Raw genomic sequence first — 21,954 nt, forward strand, 5'->3', positions numbered from 1 at the left:
TTCTTGCGCCCTCCGCACGGGTCGGCGCTCTCCGCACGGGGGTCGGCATCGGCCGCAACGGTCGGCGTAGTCCGCAACGTCGGCGTCGTCCGCACGGGTCGGCTCCGTCCGCCACGGGTCGGCTCCGTCCGCCACGGGTCGGCTCCGTCCGCCACGGGTCACCGGGCGGCCCCTGGGGGACGTCGTGCCGGTCGTCGGGCTGGTGCCGAGCGTCAGCCCTCGACGACGAAGTCGGCTCGCAGCAGGGCCTCGTCCCGGGAGGACGGACCGACCAGGAGTGCGAACGTGCCCGGCTCGACGACCCGGCGCTCGCGCGAGTCGACGATCGTGCAGTCGGCCACGGGCAGCTCGAGGTCGACGACCACGGTCTCGCCCGGCGCCAGGTCCACCAGCCGGTAGGCCTTCAGCTCCTTGGCTGCCCACGTCGCGGACGTCACGAGGTCGTGGAGATACACCTGGACGGTCTCGCGTGCCGGGCGCCCGCCGGTGTTCCGTAGCGTGACCTGGGCCCGGACGGTGTCGTCGACGGCCAGCACCCGCGTCAGCAGGCGCAGGTCGCCGTACTCGACCGTCGTGTAGCTGCGGCCCTCCCCGAACGCGAAGGGCACGCGCTGCGAGAGGTCCGCGTACCGGTCACCGTGCTGCCCGGAGACCTGGTTGTAGTACGTCGGCTGCTGCCCGACGTGCGCGGCGAACGAGATCGGCAGCCGGCCGGACGGCTCGACGAGGCCGAGCGCCAGCTCGGCGACCGCCTGACCGCCACGCATGCCGGGGTTCGCCGCCCAGACGATGGCGGCAGCGTCGAGCGCGGACCGGGGCAGCACCAGCGGCTTCGACGCGACCACGACGACGACCATCGGCGTCCCGGTCTCCGCGAGGCCGTCCAGCAGGGCGACCTGACCGCCGACGAGCTCCAGGGTCGCGGTCGACCGGCCTTCGCCGACGAGCTCGATGCGGTCACCGACGACGGCCACGACGTAGTCCGCGGACCGGGCCGCTGCGACGGCCTCGGCGACGAGCTCCCGGTCGGAGGGCGCGGGGACGACGACCTGCGGCCGGGGCTGTCCGTCCGGGAAGAGCTCGCCCTCGGGGTCGGGCGCGAGCGAGAGGATGTCTGCTCCCCGGGCATGCGTCACGGTCCAGCCGTCGGGCACCTGTTCCCTGAACCCGTCGAGCACCGTGGAGATCATCGCGCGTGGGTGGCCGTCCGGCAGCCAGCCGGCCTGCCCCGACGAGCCGGCCCAGTCGCCCAGCATGGTGTCGGGGTCGTCGGCGTTCGGGCCGACCACCGCGACCGTCCGCGGTGCGGACGTCCGGGCACCGTCGACGCCGGTGCCACCGGCGAGCGGGAGCGTGCCGTCATTGGTGAGCAGCACGAGCGAGCGGCGGGCGACCTCGAGGTTGAGGGCGGTGTGCGGGTGTGACGCGATCACCTCGGCCTGGCGTGCGGCGTCGGGGCGGCGGGGGTTCTCGAACAGCCCGAGCTCGAACTTGAGCGTGAGGATGCGTGCGACGGCCGCGTCGACGGCGTCCTCGCGGAGCAGCCCCTCGGCGACCGCTGCCTGCGCACCCTCGAAGAACTGCGGCGTCGTCATGACCATGTCGTTGCCCGCGCGCACCGCGGCCGCGGCGGCGTGCATGTGGTCGGGCTGGATGTGCTGCTCCCAGACCATCCGCCCGACGTTGTCCCAGTCGGTGACGAGGGTGCCCGGGTAGCCCCACTCCCCGCGCAGCACGTCCGTGAGGAGCCACTCGTTGATGGTGATCGGCACGCCGTCGGTGGACTGGTAGCCGAGCATGAACGTCCGGCACCCTTCGCGGGCGACGCGCTCGAACGGCGGGAGGAACCATGAGCGGAGCTTGCGGTGGCTGATGTCCGCCTCGCTGGCGTCGCGGCCGCCCTGCGTCTCGGAGTAACCGGCGAAGTGCTTGGCCGTGGCCAGGATGGCGGTGCGGTCGTCGAGACCGTCGCCCTGATAGCCCCGGACCATGGCCGACGCGAGCTCGCCGACGAGGAACGGGTCCTCGCCGAAGGTCTCGCCGACGCGTCCCCATCGCAGGTCCCGAGTCAGGCAGAGGACGGGGGAGAAGGTCCAGTGGATGCCGGTCGCCGCCACCTCGACGGCGGTCGCTCGGGCGACCCGCTCGACGAGGCCGGCGTCCCAGGAGGCGGCCATGCCGAGCTGCGTCGGGAAGATGGTGGCGCCCTCCCAGAACGAGTGACCGTGGATGCAGTCCTCGGCGACGAGCAGCGGGATGCGGAGGCGCGTCCGCGCGGTGGCCTCGTGCGCCTGGAGGACGGCTTCGGGCGCGGCATGCAGGATCGAACCGACGTGGACGTCCTCGACGAGGTGCTGCACGCCGTCCCGCGCGTCGAGCTGCATCATCTGGCCGACCTTCTCGGGGAGCGTCATGCGCGCGACCAGGTCGGCGACGCGCTCCACCACGGGCACGGTCGGGTCGAGGTACGGCAGGGTCACGTGCGGGTCCTCTCACGGCGGCAGCGTCTCCGGTCCCAGAGTGCCCTCCGGTAGCGCTCGCGCGCAGCCGGGTCCACCTTGGGCGTCAGGAGGTACCCAGGATGGACGGCAGCTTTCCCACGATCCGGCAGGTCGTGCTCGACACCACGGACGCACGTGGACTCGCCGAGTTCTACCGTGCACTGTTCGGGCTCCGGTACCGGGACGGCGACAGCCCGCCGGCGGACGGGGAGCCCGACCCGAACGGCAAGGACTGGCTCGTGCTGCGCGGTGGCGACGGCGTGCCGTTGGCGTTCCAGCAGGTCGCGACGCTGCCCCCGGCCACCTGGCCGGAGGGCCCTGTGCCGCAGCAGCTCCACCTCGACGCAACCGTCCCCGACCTCGCGGCGCTCGAGGCCCAGCACGAGCGGGCGCTCGCTCTGGGGGCGCGCCTGCTCTACGACCGGTCGCACGACCCGCTGGAGCCGCTGCGCGTCTACGCGGACCCGGCGGGGCACCCGTTCTGCCTCTTCGTCGGCTGACGCACGCGCCGGGGAGCAGTCTCGCGTCGGGCAGGGCGTCGGCCACCCGGGTCCGGCAGGATGGGCAGATGCAACGCATCGGACTGACCGGAGGGATCGCGGCCGGCAAGTCGGTCGCGGCGCAGCGCCTGGCCGAGCTGGGAGCGGTGCTCATCGACTCCGACGCACTCGCGCGGGAGGCGGTGGCGCCCGGGACGACCGGGCTCGACGCGGTCGTCGAGGCCTTCGGCGACACGGTGCTCTCGCCCGACGGCAGCCTCGACCGGTCGGCCCTCGCGTCGATCGTGTTCACCGACGACGACGCCCGGGCCCGGCTGGACGCCATCGTGCACCCGGTGGTCCGCCGGCTCTCCGCCGAGCGCGAGGCCGTCGCTGCCGTCACGGACCACGGAGCGGTGGTCGTGCACGACATCCCCCTCCTCGTCGAGACCGGTCAGCAGGACGCGTTCCATGTCCTCGTCGTGGTGCACGCGCCCGCCGTGCTGCGGGTCGAGCGGCTGGTCCGGCTCCGGGGGATGAGCAGGGTGGAGGCCGAGGCACGCGTCGCGGCACAGGCGAGCGACGACGAGCGGCTGGCCGTCGCGGACGTCGTCCTCGACGGGACCGGGAGCGACGCCGAGCTGCGCGTCCAGGTGGACGAGCTCTGGGACCGGCTCGCCGTCGAGCGTGCCGACGAGCTGGCGGCAGAGACCCCGTGACCCGGGTGCTGCTGACCGGCTTCGCTCCGTTCGACGGCCGGTCCGTCAACGCTTCCTGGGAGGGTGTCGACGCCGTCCGCTCCGGGTGGACGGACGGGGCCGTCGGGCTCGTGGTGCGCCGGCTCCCCGTGTCGTTCCGCCGCGCCCGGCAGGACCTCCGCACCGCTGTCGCCGAGCTGGCACCCGACGTGGTCGTGTGCGTGGGCGAGGCCGACGGCCGTTCCGCCGTCGGGCTGGAGCGCGTCGCGGTCAACCTGATCGACGCGCGGATCCCGGACGAGGACGGCTCCGCTCCCGTCGACGTCCCCGTCATCGCAGGCGGCCCGACGGCGTACCTCACGACGCTCCCGGTGAAGGCCTGTGCCGCCGCCGTGCGGTCGGCAGGTGTGCCCGTCGAGCTGTCCGGCACCGCCGGGACCTACGTCTGCAACGCCACGTTCTACGCCCTGATGCACCTGGCAGAGCGCACGCCAGGGTTGCGGGCAGGCTTCGTCCACGTCCCGCGACTGCCCGGCCAGGCGGCGCCCGGGACCGGTCTCGACCTGGACGCCACGGCACGGGCGCTGGCCGAGGTGGTCCGGACCGCTGCGACGGTCGCCACCGACCTCCGCGTGCCGGCGGGCTCGACGTCCTGACGCCTGCCGCGGGCGGCACCGGCACGGGACCCGCGTGTCGGTGGTGCCACGTACGGTGGATCCATGCGACCCGTGACCGAGCTCCAGCGCACCGTCGCCCCGTTCGAGGTCATCTCCGAGTACACGCCGTCGGGCGACCAGCCCACCGCCATCGCGGACCTCGCTCGGCGCATCAACGCCGGTGAGAAGGACGTCGTGCTCCTGGGCGCCACCGGGACGGGCAAGTCCGCCACGACCGCCTGGCTCATCGAGCAGGTCCAGCGCCCCACGCTCGTCATGGCACCCAACAAGACGCTCGCCGCGCAGCTCGCCACCGAGTTCCGCGAGCTCCTGCCCCACAACGCCGTCGAGTACTTCGTGTCGTACTACGACTACTACCAGCCCGAGGCGTACATCGCGCAGACGGACACCTACATCGAGAAGGACTCGTCGATCAACGACGAGGTGGAGCGGCTCCGGCACTCGGCGACGAGCTCGTTGCTCACCCGGCGGGACGTCGTGGTCGTCGCGTCGGTCTCGTGCATCTACGGACTCGGCACGCCGCAGGAGTATGTCGACCGGATGGTGACGCTCGGCGTCGGCGACCAGATCGACCGTGACCAGCTGCTCCGGCGGTTCGTCCAGATGCAGTACACGCGCAACGACCTCGCGTTCACGCGGGGGACGTTCCGGGTCCGCGGGGACACGGTGGAGATCATCCCGATGTACGAGGAGCTCGCGATCCGCATCGAGTTCTTCGGCGACGAGATCGAGGCCATCGCCACGCTCCACCCGCTCACGGGCGACGTGGTCCGCTCCGAGCAGCAGATGATGATCTTCCCGGCCACGCACTACGTCGCGGGCCCGGAGCGCATGGAGCGGGCCATCGCCGGCATCGAGGCGGAGCTCAGCGACCGGCTCGAGGAGCTGGAGCGGCAGCACAAGCTCCTCGAGGCCCAACGGCTGCGCATGCGGACCACGTACGACATCGAGATGATGCGGCAGATCGGCTCCTGCTCAGGCATCGAGAACTACTCGCGGCACATCGACGGCCGCTCCGCGGGCTCGGCACCGAACACCCTGCTCGACTTCTTCCCCGAGGACTTCCTGCTCGTCATCGACGAGTCGCATGTGACCGTCCCGCAGATCGGCGCGATGTTCGAGGGAGACATGTCCCGCAAGCGTGCGCTCGTGGAACACGGCTTCCGGCTGCCGAGCGCCACCGACAACCGGCCGCTGCGGTGGGAGGAGTTCGTCGAGCGCATCGGGCAGACCGTGTACCTGTCGGCGACACCGGGCGACTACGAGCTGTCGATCTCCGACGGTGTCGTGGAGCAGATCATCCGGCCCACCGGCCTCGTCGACCCGGAGGTCGTGGTCAAGCCGACCCACGGCCAGATCGACGACCTGCTCGGCGAGATCCACGACCGTGTGGAGAAGGACGAGCGGGTGCTCGTCACCACGCTCACCAAGAAGATGGCCGAGGATCTCACCGACTACTTCCTGGAGAAGGGTGTCCGGGTCCGGTACCTGCACTCCGAGGTCGACACGCTGCGGCGCGTGGAGCTGCTGCGTGAGCTGCGTCTCGGCGAGTACGACGTGCTGGTCGGCATCAACCTGCTCCGCGAAGGTCTGGACCTGCCCGAGGTGTCGCTCGTCGCGATCCTCGACGCCGACAAGGAGGGCTTCCTGCGGTCCGGCAAGTCGCTCATCCAGACGATCGGCCGCGCGGCGCGCAACGTCTCCGGCGAGGTGCACATGTACGCGGACCGGATCACCGCCGCGATGGAGATCGCGATCGAGGAGACCAGCCGTCGGCGCGAGAAGCAGGTCGCCTACAATCTGGCGCACGGCATCGACCCGACCCCGCTGCGCAAGAAGATCGGCGACATCACCGACCTCCTGGCACGGGAGGACGCCGACACGGCCGAGCTCCTGGGCGGCGGCGGGCGTCAGTCGAGCCGCGGGAAGGCGCCGGTGCCGGGCTTCGGCTCCAAGGGAGGCGGCCGGGACGAGCGGACGCGTCTCACGGGCGCGGCGGCCTCGGAGCTGGCCGGCCTGATCCAGGACCTCACCGACCAGATGCACGCCGCCGCCGGTGAGCTCCAGTTCGAGCTCGCGGCGCGGCTGCGTGACGAGATCAGCGGGCTCAAGAAGGAGCTGCGCCAGATGCAGGCCGCCACGGCCTGAGGGCGCGCACGGTCGAAGCGCGGAGCGCCGGCGACCGTCGTGCTGGGTGAGGACCGGCACGGCCGACCGCCGGCACCGGTCGTCTCCTCGGGGGCTCGCGGAGCCGTCCCCGTCCGACCGCGGGGCGGATGTGCGTCGAGGTCGCGTCGGGACCCGTCTACCCTTGACCGACGTGAAGACCTTTGACCTCCTGTTCGCCGAGCTCGCCGAGAAGGCAGCCACCCGGCCGGCCGGCTCCCGCACCGTGACGGAGCTGGACGCCGGCGTCCACGCGATCGGCAAGAAGATCGTCGAGGAGGCGGCCGAGGTCTGGATGGCGGCCGAGCACGAAGGCCAGGAACGCACCGCCGAGGAGATCTCGCAGCTCCTGTACCACCTGCAGGTCCTGATGCTGGCGAGCGGCCTCACCCTCGACGACGTCTACGCGCACCTGTGACCGGCCCGTCTGACCGGCCGACCGCGCCCCACCCGCCCGCCTGACCACGACCCCGCCCGACCACGACCCTGCCTGACCGCGACTCTGCCTCACCAGACCCGGACGGACCGGGCCCGGTCCGATCAAGGCCCACGCGACCCGGCCGCCGACCGGGCACTGCCCGACCAAGACCCGCCCACCCGTCGTCCCGACCACTCTCCCGAACAGGACCCCCGTGCTGAGGATCGCCGTCCCCAACAAGGGCTCGTTGTCCGAGCCTGCCGCCGAGATGCTCCGGGAGGCCGGCTACCGCCAGCGTCGCGACGGTCGCGAGCTCGTGCTGCCGGATCCCGACAACGACGTCGAGTTCTTCTTCCTGCGACCGCGCGACATCGCCGTGTACGTCGGTGCAGGCACCGTCGACGTCGGCATCACCGGCCGGGACCTGATGCTCGACTCGGAGTCCGCGGCGATCGAGCACCTTCCGCTCGGCTTCGCGCGGTCCACGTTCCGGTTCGCGTCGACGGCGGGCCTGCTCGAGGACGTGACCCAGGTGGCGGGCAAGCGGATCGCCACGTCGTACCCGGTCCTCGTCGCCGCCTACCTGAGGGAGCGGGGCGTCGTCCCGGCCGGGGTGGTGCGGCTCGACGGCGCCGTCGAGAGCGCGATCCAGCTCGGAGTCGCCGACGTGATCGCCGACGTGGTGGAGACCGGCACGACCCTGCGCGCCGCCGGCCTGGCCGTCTTCGGGGAGCCGATCCTCCGCTCCGAGGCGGTGCTCGTGCGACGGTCCGACGTGGCCGTCCCGGCCGGGCTCGACGTGCTGACGCGCCGGCTGCAGGGCGTGCTGACCGCCCGCGAGTACGTGCTGATGGACTACGACGTCCCTCTCTCGCTCGTCGACGCGGCCGTCGCGATCACGCCCGGCCTGGAGTCGCCGACCGTCTCCCCGCTGCACAACCGCGAGTGGGCTGCCGTGCGGGCGATGGTCCGCCGCGACCAGACGAACCGCGTCATGGATGCCCTGTACGACGTCGGCGCCCGGGCCATCCTCGTGACGTCGATCCACGCGTGCCGACTCTGACGGGGTCCGCCGTGGACGTGTCGACTGCTCCGTTCCGGCCACGCCTGGCCCGCATGGTGACGCTGGCGCTGGTGGTGGTGGTGCTCGTGCTGACCGCCGCGCTGATCGCTGCGCTGCCGGACGCCGGCCCGCTCGACCAGGTCGGCTTCGCCGTGGTGGGCGTCGCGATCGCCTGGTTCTGCTGGCGGCAGGCGTCGGTCCGTGCGGTGCCCGACGAGGACGGCCTGACGGTCCGCAACCTGATGGTCACGACCCGACTGACGTGGCCGGAGATCGTGTCCGTGCGCTTCGGACCCGGGCGCCCGTGGGTTCAGCTCGACCTCGCCGACGGGGACACGCTCGCCGTCATGGGGATCCAGTCCGCGGACGGGGCGCGGGCCGAGGCGGAGGCCCGCCGGCTGGCGACGCTCGTCGCGGTGCACACCACGACCGTGCAGGACGACTGACACCCGCGTCGGTCCCGTCCGCTCCCCGGTGCCGCCTGCCGGGAGCGTCCGGTCAGCCGGCCAGGTGTGCCGCGTGCACGCCGGCCACCGCGGCAGCCAGGAACGCGGCGGGATCCTGCTCGAGCCCACGGCCCATCGTCGACAGCCGCACGGGTGACCCGGCGAGCGCGGACAGGAGGTCGGCGCCGGCATCGACGTCCACGAGCCGGTGGCGACCGTGTGGTGCGGCGAGTGCGGCGACCTGGTGCCGGACCCGTCGCCCCAGCGCGTCGAGGCCACCATCGGGGTCGGGGTCGAACACCGGGACCACGACGTCCGCGGGCGCGAGGGCGACCCGGCCGTAGGCGGTCATCGAGTGGTGGGAGACGCCGAGGTGACGTTCGCGGGCGTCGGCGCCCGACACGCGCAGCGAGGCCACGGGCCGCCCGTACAGCGTCGCGGCCGCGTTCAGCGCCTCGCCCGCCGCCACGCCGGAGAACCCCCAGCGGGTACCCGTACCGAGGTTCCCGGGGCCCTGGGCCACGACGGCGACGTCCGCACCGAGCACGGTCCGCGCGGCGAGGAGCCCCGTGTGGACCGTGACCGCCTCCAGGTCGCCGCCGAACGCCTGGCCGGTGGTGATGCAGGCCTCGACCCAGCCCGCGTCGCGCAGCCCGGCCACCGTCCGGGAGAACCAGGCCGGCAGCGCGCCGCCGTCGGTCATCACGTACGCGACCTTCGGGGCCGGACGGCCAGCGCGCGCGGCCGCGTACCGGACGCCGGCCACGACCGCCGGCAGGGCGGAGTGCAGGTCCGCTACCACGACGGGCATGCCGGTGAGGTCGTCCGCGTCACGCAGCGCGTCGTGGTGCGGCGACTCCTGGTCGTCGACGCCGAGCACCATGGCCTGCAGAGGCGTGTACCGGGCCTTCACGAGGTGCCCCGGACCGGCCCCCCGGTCGTCGGGGAGCCGGTCCGCCTGGCTCACGACGAGCGCGTACCCGCCAGTGCCGAGTCCGCGGGCGAGGGCCGACACGTTCAGCAGGAGCCGGTCACCGAGCGCTACGGGCCCCACGAGGGCCGGGTAGACGAGTGCGCGGACCTCGTCGGGCAGGACGGTCGGGGACCCGTCGGGCAGGACGGTCGGGGACCCGTCCGGCAGGACGGCCCGCGCCTGCGGATCGAGCCGGACGGTGACCTCCGCCGCGCCCGGCCACGACGCCCCGAGCCCGACGACGACACCCGCACGCCACGTGATCACGGCGCACACGCTACCGGCCGCTACGGTGGTCCCCGATGGCCGCCTCGATCGCCCCAGCGGAGCGCCTGCTCAACCTCGTCATCGCCCTGGTGAACACCCCGGGCCGGATGACCAAGGAGCAGGTGCGCTCCAGCGTCGCCGGCTACCAGGACGCGCCGTCGGACGACGCGTTCGAGCGGATGTTCGAGCGCGACAAGGACACGCTGCGCGATCTCGGCATCCCGGTGGTCACCGTCACCGACGCGGGACACGGCGACGACTTCGGGTACCGGGTCGACCTGGACGCGTACGCCCTGCCGCCCCTGGACCTCACCGCGGGTGAGCTCGGTGTGCTCGCGATGGCCGCGCAGGTCTGGCAGGACCAGGCGCTGCGGGCGGACACGTCGCGGGCGCTGACCAAGCTTCGCGCCGTGGGGGAGGCGCCGGGCTCGACGGACCTCGTGACGGGGCTCGCGCCACGGGTGCGGCCCGGCGGGGGAGCACTGGGACCGCTGATGGACGCGGTGAACGAGCGGCGCGTCGTCCGGTTCACCTACCGGGCCGCGAACACGGGTGAGGTCCGGGAGCGTGTCGTGGAGCCGTGGCGGCTGCTGGCGCGACGCGGCGGCTGGGTGCTCGTCGGCCGGGACCGGGACCGGGACGCGAGCAGGTCCTTCCGCCTGAGCCGGATCGAGGGCGCGGTGCGCACCCTCGGCGATCCCGGGGCGTTCGCACCTCCTGCGTCCCACGAGCTCGAGGCTGCGATGGCGTCCTGGTCGGCGGGCGCCCAGCAGGTCGCCACGCTCGCGGTCCGACCGGAACGGGCGGGGGCCCTGCGTGCGCGCACGGTCGCGGCTCCCACCGACGCGCCCGACTGGTACCGGGACCCCGTGGCCGGGCCGCTGCTGGAGCACCGGGACGTCGTGCACGTGCCGTTCCGGTCGGCGTGGGAGCTCGCCGAGGAGCTCGTCGGCTACGGCGACGCGGTGCTCGTCCTCGCGCCCGTCGAGGTACGCCTGTCGGTGCTGCGCCTCTTGCGCAGGGCGGCGACGCTGGACGGGAGGGCCGCGGCCGATGGCTGAGCGAGCGAGCGACCGGCTGCTCCGGATGCTCGGGATGATCACGTACCTCGACCGGCACGAGGGCGTGCCGGTCGAGGACATCGCCGAGCAGTTCGGCGTCTCCGCCGACCAGGTGCTCGACGACATCGACACCCTGTGGGTGACCGGGACGCCCGGTTACTTCCCGCACGACCTCATCGACTTCGACGCGGCCTCGTACGAGCAGGGTGTGGTCCGGCTCACCGAGTCGCGGGGGATGACGCGGCCGCTCCGGCTCGGCACGCGCGAGGCGGTGGCGCTCGTCGCCTCGCTGCGGGCCCTGTCCGCGACCCTGGGCCCGGCGCTGGACCCGGAGCGGGCGGCCGTGCTGGACTCGGCGCTCGCCAAGCTGACCGCCGCGACAGGGGACGCCGCCGCCGCGGTCGACGTGCAGCTCGGTCTGGACGCGGCGCCTGAGGTCGCAGCGACCCTGGCGACGGCGCTGCGTCGACGGCGGCGGCTGCACCTGCGCTACGTGAATGCTGCTGACGTCGCGACCGAGCGGGACGTGGACCCGGCCCGCCTCGTGACGGACGACGACCGGTCCTACCTGCTCGGCTGGTGTCTCCTCGTGGACGACGAGCGGCTGTTCCGGGTGGACCGGATCCTCGGGGCGACGCTGCTCGACGAGGCAGCCCAGGACCACGGCATCGGCGCCCGCGGCGGCGAGTTCGCGCCCGGCCCCGAGGGTGAGCTGGTCACGCTGCACCTGGCGAGCCCGGCCCGATGGGTCGCCGAGAGCGTGCCGGTCGAGGCGGTGCGGAACCTGCCCGACGGGTCGTTCGAGCTCGACCTGCGCGTGGTGCGGCCCGCGTGGCTGCGCCACCTCGTGCTGCAGGTGGCCGACGAGGTCCTGGGGGCGACACCGGTGCGGATCACGAACGAGGCCGCCGCGGCTGCCCGGGCGGCGCTCGCCGCCTACGGACCGCTCGCGGACCAGGGCGACGCGGCAGGAAGCATCCACGCAGCCGAGCGCTCGCCGGACGGGACGGGGGTCTGACAGGTGCTCTGGTTCAGCGTGTGGACGGTGCTGGTGGTCGCGACCCTCGCCGGGGCGTTCCTCCTGGGGCGGCGACTGTGGCGGTCGGGGGTCGCGCTCGCCGCGGAGCTGACCCGGGCGGCCGCCGTCGCCGAGCAGCTCGCCGACCGCGTCGAACAGCTGCGCGCGGGCGCCGGGGCGCGCGAGACCGGGCCGAGCCTGCTGGCCGACGTCGAGACCGTCCGGCGCCGCTACGACGACCTCCGCGCGGCTGCCCACGCACGTCGTGGCGCACGGGCGGCGCGGCATCGGCGGACCTGGGCGTCGTGGGGAGCGTACTGGCGCTGACCCGGCTCGCCGCGGCCTGACGGTGCAGCGCGACCAGGCGGTTAGGATCGAGAGGCCCCGCATCACTGAGGAGAGCCCCCATGTTCAGGAACGGTCTGCAGTTCTGGCACATCATCGTCATCGTGGGGCTCGTCGTCCTGTTGTTCGGAGCGCAGCGCCTGCCGGGTCTGGCCAAGAGCGTCGGCCAGTCCATGAAGATCTTCCGCGACGAGGTCAAGGACCTGCGCGACCCCCAGGACGGGGACAAGGCTGCCCCGGCGGACCGGCCGACCGACGAGCCGACCGAGGGCAGCACCCCGCCGAAGGTCTGACCGCACGTGGAAGCTGCACGCCGCGGGGGTGAGCCCGGCGGCAGGATGCCCCTGCGGGCGCACCTCGCCGAGCTGCGCCGTCGCGTGTTCTTCGCGGCGCTCGGCCTGGTGGTGGGTGCCGCTGTCGGCTGGTGGCTGTACGACCCGGTGTTCGCCGCGCTCCAGATGCCGCTGCAGCACGTCGCCGACCTCCGGGGTGACGACCTGGTCGCCCTGAACTTCGCCGGGGTGGCGACGTCGTTCGACATGAAGATCAAGGTGTCGTTCTTCCTCGGCGTGCTCATCTCCAGCCCGTGGTGGCTGTACCAGCTCTGGGCCTTCATCACGCCGGGGCTCACCCACCGCGAGCGGGGGTACGCGATCGGCTTCCTGGCCGCAGCCGTGCCGTTGTTCCTCGCCGGCACCGCGCTCGCCTGGTGGGCGTTGCCCAACGCGGTCGAGCTGCTCACCGGGTTCACCCCGGAGGGCTCCCAGAACCTCATCGACGCGCAGACCTACCTGAGCTTCGTCATGCGGCTGGTCCTCGCGTTCGGCCTGGCGTTCCTGCTCCCGGTCGTCATGGTCGCGCTCAACTTCGCCGGCATCGGTCGCGCAGCCACGTGGCGCCGGGGGTGGCGCTGGGCGGTGCTCGTCGCCTTCGTGTTCGCCGCGGTCATGACACCGACCCCCGACGCGATCACGATGATCGCCGTGGCGGTCCCCATCTGCCTGCTCTACTTCGCGGCCCTGGGCATCTGCGCCCTGCACGACCGACGGGTCGACCGGCGGCGGGTGGCCGCCGGGCTGCCCCGGCTGGACGGCACCCTCCCCGGCGAGGAGCCGAGCACCGGGAGCGCCACCGCATGAAGCAGGTCGGTGTCGTCGTCAACCCGACGGCGGGCAGGGGTCGCGGTGCGGCCGCGGGGCGCCAGGTCCACGAGATGCTCGAGGCGAAGGGCTTCAAGGTCCAGGACCTGTCGGCCCCCACGCTGGCCCAAGCGACCGACCGGGCACGGGCTGCGGCGGTGCAGGGCCTCGACGCGGTGGTCGTGGTGGGTGGGGACGGCATGGCGCACCTCGGCGTGAACGTCGTCGCCGGCACGGCCTTGCCGCTGGGCATCGTGCCCGCCGGTACCGGGAACGACATCGCCCGTACGCTCGGGCTTCCGCGCGCAGACGTCGCCGCCGCGGTCGCGGTCCTCGAGCGGCGGCTCCATGAGGGTCCGCGCCGGCTCGACGCCGTCCGGGTCGGCTCCCCGCAGCACGCGGCGCACGAGTGGTTCGTCGGGGTGCTGTCGTGCGGCTTCGACGCCGCGATCAACGCGCGCGCGAACGAGCTGACCTGGCCGAAGGGATCGGCCAGGTACGTCCGGGCCCTGGGCCTCGAGCTCGCCTCGTTCCGGCCGTTCGGGTACCGCGTGACGCTCGACGACGAGGTCTGGGAGTCCGCCGGCACCCTCGTGGCGGTCGCAAACGCGCCATGGATCGGCGGCGGCCTCAAGATCGCGCCGGACGCACGACCCGACGACGGTCTCCTGGACGTGGTGCTCGCCGGGCCGTTCTCCAAGACCGGCGTCGTCAGGATCTTCCCGGGGATCTACCGCGGCCGGCACCTGCGCCACCCCGCCGTCCGGGTGGTCCGCAGCCGGTCGGTCCTGATCGAGCCGCTCGACGAGCTCGGCGCGGTGCCGCCCGCAGCGTTCGCGGACGGTGAGCGCGTGGGCGTGCTGCCGTTGCGGGTCCAGGTCGACCCGGGAGCGCTGTCGGTCCTGGCGTGAGCGGCACGACGCGCGCACGGCGCGCACGTGCCTAGGGTGTGCGTGTGGTCTCCCGCCCCCGCCGGTCCGCTGCCGCTCCACTCTCCACCGGGCCCGCGTCCGACGAGCCGTCACCGGCGGAGCGGTATGCCGCCGCCCGTCGTCGCGCGGAGGTGGAGCGCAGCGAGCTCGGCCGCTTCCGCGAGCTCCTGTCGTTCCCGCTCGACCCGTTCCAGGTGGACGCGTGCCAGGCGCTCGAGCGCGGCAGCGGCGTGCTCGTGGCGGCACCGACGGGCGCGGGCAAGACGGTCGTGGGGGAGTTCGCGGTGCACCTGGCCCTCGCCGCCGGCCGCAAGGCCTTCTACACGACTCCCATCAAGGCCCTGTCGAACCAGAAGTACGCCGACCTGGTGCGCCGCTACGGTCCGCAGTCCGTCGGCCTGCTCACGGGAGACACGACGATCAACGGCGAGGCGCCCGTGGTCGTCATGACCACCGAGGTGCTCCGCAACATGCTGTACGCCGGCTCCTCGACGCTCGGGGGCCTCGGATACGTCGTCATGGACGAGGTCCACTACCTGGCCGACCGGTTCCGCGGGCCCGTGTGGGAGGAGGTGATCATCCATCTGCCCGACGACGTGCAGCTGGTGTCGCTGTCCGCCACCGTCTCGAACGCCGAGGAGTTCGGCGACTGGCTCGCCACCGTGCGGGGCGACACGACCGTCGTGGTCAGCGAGCACCGACCCGTGCCGCTCGGGCAGCACGTGCTCGTCCGCGACGAGCTGCTGGACCTCTACGCGGGGCACGTCGACCCGACGGATCCCGGGGTGGACCCCCCGATCAACCCTGACCTGACGCACCTGCTCCGGCGTCGGGAGCGTCAGGAGTCCGGGACGCGCGGGCCGGGCGACCGCGGCTACCGCGGTCGCGGCGGGCACCGGCCCGGAGGCGGGCGCCCGGGCGCCGCTCGACCGACTCCGCGGTTCGCGGTGGTGGACGCCCTCGACCAGGACGGGCTGCTGCCGGCGATCGTCTTCATCTTCTCTCGGGCGGGGTGCGACGCTGCCGTGCAGCAGTGCCTCTCCGCGGGCGTGCGGCTGACCAACCCGGCGGACCAGGCCGAGATCCGCCGGGTCGTCGAGGAGCGTTCGGCGGCCATCCCGCCCGAGGACCTCGACGTGCTGGGTTACTGGGACCTCGCGGAGGCGCTGACACGCGGCGTCGCTGCGCACCATGCCGGCATGCTGCCGCTCTTCAAGGAGACCGTCGAGGACCTCTTCTCGCGGGGGCTCGTCAAGGTCGTCTTCGCCACCGAGACCCTCGCGCTCGGCATCAACATGCCGGCGCGGTCCGTGGTGCTCGAGAAGCTCGTCAAGTGGGACGGCTCCAGCCACGTCGACGTGACGCCGGGCGAGTACACCCAGCTCACCGGCCGGGCCGGACGCCGCGGCATCGACACAGAGGGTCACGCGGTCGTCGTCGCGCATCCCGGGCTCGACCCTGTCCAGCTGGCGGGCCTGGCCTCGAAGCGCTTGTACCCGCTGCGCTCGAGCTTCCGGCCCACCTACAACATGGCCGTCAACCTCGTCGCCCAGGTCGGCGCGGAGCGTGCCAGGGAGGTCCTCGAGACGTCGTTCGCGCAGTTCCAGGCGGATCGCGGTGTCGTCGGGCTCGCCCGGCAGGCGCAGGCGCACACCGAGGCGCTCGAGGGCTACGCGAAGGCGATGGCGTGCCACCTCGGCGACTTCACCGAGTACGCGGAGCTGCGCCGGCAGATCGCGCAGCACGAGAAGGACGCCTCCCGGGCCGCGGCGACGGCGCGCCGTGCCGAGGTGGCCCGGACCCTGGAAGGGCTGCGCGTCGGCGACGTCCTGGAGGTCCCCATGGGCAGGCGCGCGGGTCATGTGGTGGTGCTCGACCCCGGAGGGCAGCCCGGCTTCGACGGCCCACGACCCACGGTGCTCGGCATCGACCGTCAGGTGCGTCGACTCACGGTCGCGGACGTCGGCACCGGCGCCAGGACGGTCGGGTGGATCCGGGTGCCGAAGTCGTTCAACCTCCGGGTCCCGGCGGCCCGTCGGGACCTGGCCGCATCCCTGCGGAGCACGGTGCAGGGCGAACGTGGTGCGGAGGCGCCCCAGGGTGGTCGTGGTCGGTCCCGCCCGTCGCGCCGGACGGGGACGGCAGCGACCGAGGACGCCGCCCTCGCGGCGCTGCGCCGCCGCCTCCGCGCCCACCCGTGCCATGCGTGCCCCGACCGCGAGGAGCATGCTCGCTGGGCCGAGCGCTGGACTCGGCTGAGGTCCGAGCACGACGCGCTGGTCGCCCGGATCGCGGGGCGCACCGGGTCCATCGCGGCGGTGTTCGACAGGATCTGCGAGGTGCTCGTCCGGCTCGGTTACCTCACGGTCGACGACGGAGTCCTCGCGGTGTCCGACGACGGTCGCTGGCTGCGCCGCCTCTACGCGGAGAACGACCTGCTGCTCGCCGAGTGCGTTCGTCGCGGCACCTGGGACGAGCTCGACCCGGCGGGGCTCGCAGCCGTGACCTCGACGCTCGTCTACAGGTCACGTCGCGACGACCCGGCCGAGCCGCACGTCCCCGGGAGGCCCTGCCGGCCGCCTCGGCCGCGCCCTGGAGGGCACCGTGCGCGCCTGGTCGGAGCTGGAGGACCTGGAGTCGGAGCACCGCCTCGAGACGACCGTCCCGCTCGACCTCGGACTCGTCGAGTCCGTCCACCGGTGGGCGTCCGGACGCAGCCTCGACGCGGTCCTGCGCGGTGGCGAGCTGTCCGCCGGGGACTTCGTGCGCTGGTGCAAGCAGGTCATCGACGTGCTCGACCAGCTCGGTCAGGCGTCGCCCGACGAGCGCCTCAGGACGACCGCCCGTCGGGCCGTCGACTCCCTGCGGCGCGGTGTCGTCGCCTACTCGTCCGTCTGACGACGGGGCACGTCGTGGTACTCACCAGCGACACCGTCTGGCTTGCCGGCTCCAGCTCCGAATCTCCCAGTCATCACGCTCGTCCGTCTGACCTGCCCTATCGTGAGCCGATGTGACCTCGACCCTCTACCGGCACGGCGTGATCCACTCCCCGGCCGACCCGTTCGCCGAAGCCCTCCTCGTCGAGGACGGCGTGGTCGCCTGGCTCGGCGCCGACGACACCGCTGACGGCATGTCCGGCCGGGTCGACGAGGTGGTCGACCTCGACGGGGCGCTCGTCGCCCCGGGCTTCGTCGACGCACACGTGCATGTGCTCGAGACCGGCCTGGCGCTCGAGAGCATCGACCTCTCGGCCGCCGGGGGAGTGCGGTCGTTGTCCGACGCCCTGGACGCGGTGCGCCGTGCCGCGAGCACACGTCCCGCGTCGGACGTGCCCCTCCTCGGGTTCGGCTGGGACGAGCTCGACTGGCCCGAGGGCCGTGCACCGACCCGTCACGAGGTCGACGCCGCCGCCGGCGGGGCGCCCGTGTACCTGGCCCGTGTCGACGTGCACTCCGCCGTGGTGTCCAGCGACCTCGCCCGGTCGGCGGGCCTCGAGCTGCTGCCGGGATGGAGCGACGACGGGCGCGTCGAGCGCGACGCCCATCACGCGGCACGTGACGCCGCCCGTGCCATGTCGGCCGGGAGGCGCACGGCGCTCTACCGCCGGGCGCTGCACCACGTCGCGTCCCGCGGCGTGGTGTCCGTCCATGAGCAGAGCGCCCCGTTCATCGACACCCGCGAAGGTCTCGTCGAGCTGCTCACCATGACCGGGTCCGCTGTCGACGGTCTGCCGCACCTCGTCGGGTACCGCGGCGAGCGCTGCGTCACCGTCGACGACGCCCGCGAGCTCCTCGCTGCGATCCCCGGGCTGACCGGCATCGGTGGTGACCTCAACGTCGACGGCTCGCTCGGCTCCCGCACTGCCGCGCTGCGCGGCCCCTACACGGACGACCCTGCCCACGACGGTGTGCTGTTCCTGACCGCCGAGGAGATCTGCAACCACGTCACGGCCGTCACGCGGGCAGGTGTCCACGGCGGGTTCCACGTCATCGGCGACCGGGCGATGGACGAGGTCCTCCTCGGTCTGCGGGCCGCCGCGGACGTCGAGGGAGTCGAGGCGATCGCCCGCGCGGGGCACCGGCTCGAGCACGCCGAGATGGTGGACGCACCGACGCTCGCCGCCCTCGTGCTGCTCGGGGTCCGGCTGAGTGTCCAGCCGGCCTTCGACGCGGCCTGGGGCGGCGAGACGTCGATGTACGCCGCCCGTCTGGGCGCGGGCCGTGCTGCGGCCCTGAACCCGCTGGCGGACCTCGCCGCGGCAGGCGTCCCGCTCGCGTTCGGGTCGGACGCACCGGTGACGCCCGTGGACCCGTGGGCGGGCGTGCGCGCGGCGGTCCGGCACTCCGCGGTCGAGCAGCGGATCTCGGCGCGTGCGGCGTTCCGTGCGTCGACCCGAGGCGGGTGGCGGCTCGCGGGCCTGGACCACACCGGCGCCGGCGAGCTCCGCGTCGGGGCGCCCGCGCATCTCGCGGTCTGGCGCGCCGAGCACCTCGCCGTGCAGGCCCCCGACGGCCGCCTCTCGGCGTGGAGCACCGACGCGCGGGCGGGAACGCCGCTGCTGCCCGACCTCTCGGCGGACGCCCCCGATCCCGTCTGCCTGCGGACCGTCCGCGACGGCGTCGTGGTGTTCGACGCCCTCGGCTGAGCTCGACTCGTCCGGACCGGGTGATTTTCGGCGGGCGCTCCGACACATGCACCCGGGCGGTTTCGCGACACGCGCGACGACACGCCGGACCGGAACGCACGGATCGGACCATCGACACGCCCACCACCTGCAAGGACAGCGCCGACCTGCGTCGACGCCGTCTTGACACCCCCGTGGATCTCGGTAGGTTCACGAAGGTAAATCCACCGCCACGGCCGTCCGACGATGCTGCCGGTCGACCACTCTCCCCGGGGGCCTCGGTGCCTGGGCGGCGGAGGACGTCGGGCTCCGACCGGGCCCGCGTGTTCAACAGAAAACGGTCCGTGCGCTGCATGCGACCGGTACGAAGGACACGTGGGCCGGTCGGTCCGCCCGTTCAGCCGCACCTCGGCGGACAGCCCGGCGTCGTACTCTTGCGCGGTGTCCGCCCGTGAACCCGCCCGCTGGTGGACCCTCGGGCTCGCCGTCGCCGGTGGGTACCTGACCCGCCTCGCGTTCCCGTCGCCCGGGTGGTGGGGCACGGCGTTCCTGGGCATGGCGCTGCTGTACCTGGCTCTGCGCCGCGACAGCGCCCGGTGGAACGCACTCGTGGGTCTCGTGTGGGGCCTGGCGTGCTTCGCGCCGCTCCTCACGTGGGCGGAGGAGGCCGTGGGCCTGGTGCCCTGGCTGGCGCTGAGCACCCTCGAGGCCGCATGCGTCGCGCTGTTCGGGGCGGCCTGGTCCTGGGCGCGACGGGGTGAGGCGGTGTGGCGCAGCTGGGCCTGGCAGACGGTCGTGTTCACCGTGCTGTGGGTGGCTGTCGAGGAGCTGCGCTCCGCGTGGCCGTTCGGCGGCTTCCCGTGGGGCCGGCTCGCGTTCTCCCAGGCGGACTCGCCCCTGGCGTCGTTCATGTGGCTCGGCGGCACACCGTTGCTGAGAGCGGCGCCGTCGCGCTCATCGGCGTCATGCTGGCCCGTGCGTACCTCGCGGCCCGGACGCTGGGCGCGCGCCACCTCGTCGGACCGGCAGCAGTCGTCGTCGTGGTCGCCGTCATGGGTCTCGCCCTGCCTCTGAGCACCCAGGAGGAGAGCGGGACGTTGAGGATCGGCGCGGTGCAGGGGAACGTCCCCGGCACAGGGCTCGACGCGTTCGGCCAGCGGGAGGCCGTGCTCGACAACCACCTGACGGGCACCTACGCGCTGCTCGACGAGGTGGAGCCCGGCGAGCTCGACGTGGTGCTGTGGCCCGAGAACGGGACCGATATCGACCCGCAGGTCGACGAACGGGCGGCCGGGCTGATCGACGAGGCCGCCCAGGCCGTCGACGCCCCGATGCTGGTCGGCACCGTCCAGTACCCCCGGAGCGGCGGCCGGTACAACACCGCGGTCCTGTGGGAGCCGGGCGTCGGGGTCGTCGCGAGCTACACGAAGCAGCACCCGGCTCCGTTCGCGGAGTACATCCCGCTGCGCTCGTTCGTGCGGCCGTTCTCCTCGGCGGTCGACCTGGTCACCCGGGACATGATTCCCGGCGAGGGCCCGGGCTACGTGCCGCTCTCGTCCGAGCGTCTCGGCCGCACTGTGGGACTGGGCGACGTGATCTGCTTCGAGGTCGCCTACGATGCCCTCGTCCGGGACGCGGTGCGCGCCGGGGGAGAGGTGCTTGTCGTGCAGACGAACAACGCGTCGTTCGGCATGACGGACGAGTCCACGCAGCAGCTCGCGATGGCGCGGCTGCGGGCGGTGGAGCACGGCAGGGCGACGGTGCAGATCTCCACCGTCGGCGTCAGTGCCGTGATCCAGCCCGACGGGGCCGTCAGCCGGCAGACCGACCTGTTCACCGCGGACCAGATGGTTGCGACGCTGCCGCTGCGGCAGTCGTTGACACCTGCAGACCGGTCCGGGTCGTGGCCCGCCTGGATCGTCGACGCCCTCGCGGTGTGCATGGTCGTCGCCGGCGCTGCCGGCGCGTACCGGGTGCGCCGCACCGACCGAACGGATCCGCCCGCATGAGCGAGAGCCCCACCCGCGTCCTCGTCGTCGTCCCCACGTACGACGAGCGCGAGAACCTGCCGATCGTCCTCGACCGGCTCCGGGAGCACGTCCCGACGGCCGACGTGCTCGTCGTGGACGACGGCTCGCCCGACGGCACCGGGGAGCTCGCCGAGAAGATCGCGGAGAGCGAGGCGTCCTCGGGCTCCACGCGCACGATCGGCGTGCTGCACCGCACGGGCAAGCAGGGGCTCGGCACCGCGTACGTCGCCGGGTTCGGCTGGGCTCTCGAGCGCGGGTACGACGTGGTCGTGGAGATGGACGCCGACGGCTCGCACCGGGCGCAGGACCTGCCACGGCTGCTCGCCCGCATCGACGGCGCCGACCTGGTCCTCGGGTCGCGCTGGGTGCGGGGTGGCAAGGTCGTGAACTGGCCGCTGCAGCGCCAGATCCTGTCCCGTGGCGCGAACCTCTACACCCGCGTGATGCTCGGCCTCCCGCTCGGCGACGCGACGGGCGGCTTCCGGGCTTACCGCGCCGACCTGCTGCGGACGCTCACGCTGACCGACGTGTCCTCGCAGGGGTACTGCTTCCAGGTGGACATGGCGTGGCGCGCGGTCCGCTCCGGCGCGCGCGTCGTCGAGGTGCCGATCACGTTCGTGGAGCGCGAGCTGGGCGTGTCGAAGATGAGCCGCGACATCATCGTCGAGGCTCTCGTCAACGTCACCCGGTGGGGGATGCACGAACGCTCCCGCCAGCTGGCGGGAGCGTTCCGTCGGTCGAGGTGACCGCGCGCAGTCCTCGGTCAGGCGCTGCGGCGCAGCTTCCCGGCGCGGAGCAGGTCGAGCCGCTCGTCGAGCAGCTCTTGGAGCTCGCCGATCGTGCGGCGCTCCAGCAACATGTCCCAGTGGGTACGGGGCGCCTTGCCGGCCTTCGCCTCGGGCCTCGACGCGTCACGCAGGAGCGCCTCCGTACCGCAACGGCACTCCCACACCACCGGAACATCGGCCTCGACCGAGAACGGCAGGATGATCGTGTGCCCGTTGGGGCAGTCGTAGTGAGCCTGGAGCCGGGGGGCGAAGTCCACGCCCTCGTCCGACTCCATGCTGTGGGACCCGATGCGCATGCCGCGCAGGGACCGATTAGCCATCTGGGAACC

The 21,954-nt window shown here is 73.2% G+C and carries 20 protein-coding genes and 1 pseudogene; 18 read left to right on the top strand and 3 right to left on the bottom strand.

The features are described from left to right. Positions 1–212: 212 nt before the first annotated feature. Positions 213–2,480 (bottom strand): exo-beta-d-1,3/1,6-glucosidase, encoded by a 2,268-nt coding sequence (locus ACVW07_RS01250; protein WP_456817482.1) that lies wholly within the window; start codon positions 2,478–2,480, stop codon positions 213–215. 101 nt (positions 2,481–2,581) lie between these two features. Between ACVW07_RS01250 and ACVW07_RS01255 the strand changes: the two genes are divergently transcribed. The 7 genes from ACVW07_RS01255 to ACVW07_RS01285 all read left to right on the top strand — a co-directional run bounded on the left by ACVW07_RS01255 (position 2,582) and on the right by ACVW07_RS01285 (position 8,448). After that, positions 2,582–3,001, top strand: coding sequence for a VOC family protein (locus ACVW07_RS01255; protein ID WP_456817483.1), 420 nt, complete (start codon positions 2,582–2,584; stop codon positions 2,999–3,001). Between the two features lie 68 nt (positions 3,002–3,069). Next, entirely contained in the window at positions 3,070–3,699 is a 630-nt protein-coding gene (coaE, locus tag ACVW07_RS01260) for a dephospho-CoA kinase (protein ID WP_456817484.1), read from the top strand. Then, positions 3,696–4,334 carry a pyroglutamyl-peptidase I gene (pcp, locus tag ACVW07_RS01265; RefSeq protein ID WP_456817485.1) on the top strand — a complete coding sequence of 213 codons (639 nt, stop codon included), beginning with the start codon at positions 3,696–3,698 and terminating at the stop codon, positions 4,332–4,334. The genes coaE and pcp overlap by 4 nt, the downstream gene beginning before the upstream one ends. Before the next feature lie 63 nt (positions 4,335–4,397). Next, a complete protein-coding gene (gene uvrB, locus ACVW07_RS01270) occupies positions 4,398–6,503 on the top strand; it encodes an excinuclease ABC subunit UvrB (protein WP_456817486.1) in 2,106 nt (701 codons plus the stop codon). A gap of 172 nt (positions 6,504–6,675) precedes the next feature. After that, complete coding sequence (locus tag ACVW07_RS01275; protein WP_456817487.1) at positions 6,676–6,939, top strand: phosphoribosyl-ATP diphosphatase; 264 nt, start codon at positions 6,676–6,678, stop codon at positions 6,937–6,939. A 214-nt stretch (positions 6,940–7,153) separates the two neighbouring features. Next, positions 7,154–8,002, top strand: a complete 849-nt coding sequence (gene hisG / locus ACVW07_RS01280) for an ATP phosphoribosyltransferase (protein WP_456817488.1) — start codon at positions 7,154–7,156, stop codon at positions 8,000–8,002. Further along, positions 7,990–8,448 (top strand): PH domain-containing protein, encoded by a 459-nt coding sequence (locus ACVW07_RS01285; protein ID WP_456817489.1) that lies wholly within the window; start codon positions 7,990–7,992, stop codon positions 8,446–8,448. The genes hisG and ACVW07_RS01285 overlap by 13 nt, the downstream gene beginning before the upstream one ends. Positions 8,449–8,500: 52 nt before the next feature. Here the strand turns inward: ACVW07_RS01285 and ACVW07_RS01290 are convergent, their stop codons facing one another. After that, positions 8,501–9,688 carry a DUF3866 family protein gene (locus ACVW07_RS01290; protein WP_456817490.1) on the bottom strand — a complete coding sequence of 396 codons (1,188 nt, stop codon included), beginning with the start codon at positions 9,686–9,688 and terminating at the stop codon, positions 8,501–8,503. A 35-nt stretch (positions 9,689–9,723) separates the two neighbouring features. Here ACVW07_RS01290 and ACVW07_RS01295 point away from each other — a divergent pair, with 35 nt between their 5' ends. The 11 genes and pseudogenes from ACVW07_RS01295 to ACVW07_RS01345 all read left to right on the top strand — a co-directional run bounded on the left by ACVW07_RS01295 (position 9,724) and on the right by ACVW07_RS01345 (position 21,583). Then, positions 9,724–10,749, top strand: a complete 1,026-nt coding sequence (locus ACVW07_RS01295) for a helix-turn-helix transcriptional regulator (protein WP_456817491.1) — start codon at positions 9,724–9,726, stop codon at positions 10,747–10,749. Further along, positions 10,742–11,767 carry a helix-turn-helix transcriptional regulator gene (locus tag ACVW07_RS01300; protein WP_456817492.1) on the top strand — a complete coding sequence of 342 codons (1,026 nt, stop codon included), beginning with the start codon at positions 10,742–10,744 and terminating at the stop codon, positions 11,765–11,767. The genes ACVW07_RS01295 and ACVW07_RS01300 overlap by 8 nt, the downstream gene beginning before the upstream one ends. 3 nt (positions 11,768–11,770) lie before the next feature. Then, the gene (locus tag ACVW07_RS01305) at positions 11,771–12,094 is read left to right on the top strand and encodes a hypothetical protein (RefSeq protein WP_456817493.1); all 324 of its coding nucleotides are present in this window, start codon (positions 11,771–11,773) and stop codon (positions 12,092–12,094) included. An 80-nt stretch (positions 12,095–12,174) separates the two neighbouring features. Next, on the top strand, positions 12,175–12,405 hold the full coding sequence (gene tatA / locus ACVW07_RS01310) for a twin-arginine translocase TatA/TatE family subunit (protein ID WP_456817494.1): 231 nt from the start codon (positions 12,175–12,177) through the stop codon (positions 12,403–12,405). A 45-nt stretch (positions 12,406–12,450) separates the two neighbouring features. Next, the gene (tatC, locus tag ACVW07_RS01315) at positions 12,451–13,251 is read left to right on the top strand and encodes a twin-arginine translocase subunit TatC (protein ID WP_456821004.1); all 801 of its coding nucleotides are present in this window, start codon (positions 12,451–12,453) and stop codon (positions 13,249–13,251) included. Then, positions 13,248–14,162: a diacylglycerol/lipid kinase family protein gene (locus ACVW07_RS01320; protein WP_456817495.1), complete on the top strand. Its 915-nt coding sequence runs from the start codon at positions 13,248–13,250 to the stop codon at positions 14,160–14,162. Before tatC ends, ACVW07_RS01320 begins: the two co-directional genes overlap by 4 nt. A 38-nt stretch (positions 14,163–14,200) precedes the next feature. Then, positions 14,201–17,081, top strand: a pseudogene (locus tag ACVW07_RS01325) (DEAD/DEAH box helicase). Positions 17,082–17,193: 112 nt separating this feature from the next. Continuing rightward, on the top strand, positions 17,194–18,828 hold the full coding sequence (locus ACVW07_RS01330; RefSeq protein WP_456817496.1) for an amidohydrolase: 1,635 nt from the start codon (positions 17,194–17,196) through the stop codon (positions 18,826–18,828). Between the two features lie 420 nt (positions 18,829–19,248). Continuing rightward, a complete protein-coding gene (locus ACVW07_RS01335) occupies positions 19,249–19,881 on the top strand; it encodes a hypothetical protein (RefSeq protein WP_456817497.1) in 633 nt (210 codons plus the stop codon). Then, the gene (gene lnt / locus ACVW07_RS01340; RefSeq protein WP_456817498.1) at positions 19,773–20,816 is read left to right on the top strand and encodes an apolipoprotein N-acyltransferase; all 1,044 of its coding nucleotides are present in this window, start codon (positions 19,773–19,775) and stop codon (positions 20,814–20,816) included. The genes ACVW07_RS01335 and lnt overlap by 109 nt, the downstream gene beginning before the upstream one ends. Beyond that, the gene (locus ACVW07_RS01345) at positions 20,813–21,583 is read left to right on the top strand and encodes a polyprenol monophosphomannose synthase (RefSeq protein ID WP_456817499.1); all 771 of its coding nucleotides are present in this window, start codon (positions 20,813–20,815) and stop codon (positions 21,581–21,583) included. The genes lnt and ACVW07_RS01345 overlap by 4 nt, the downstream gene beginning before the upstream one ends. Before the next feature lie 17 nt (positions 21,584–21,600). Here ACVW07_RS01345 and ACVW07_RS01350 read toward each other — a convergent pair whose 3' ends face one another. Next, positions 21,601–21,945 (bottom strand): RNA polymerase-binding protein RbpA, encoded by a 345-nt coding sequence (locus ACVW07_RS01350; RefSeq protein WP_456817500.1) that lies wholly within the window; start codon positions 21,943–21,945, stop codon positions 21,601–21,603. Positions 21,946–21,954 lie beyond the last annotated feature (9 nt).

The organism is Cellulomonas sp. URHB0016 (assembly GCF_054057935.1).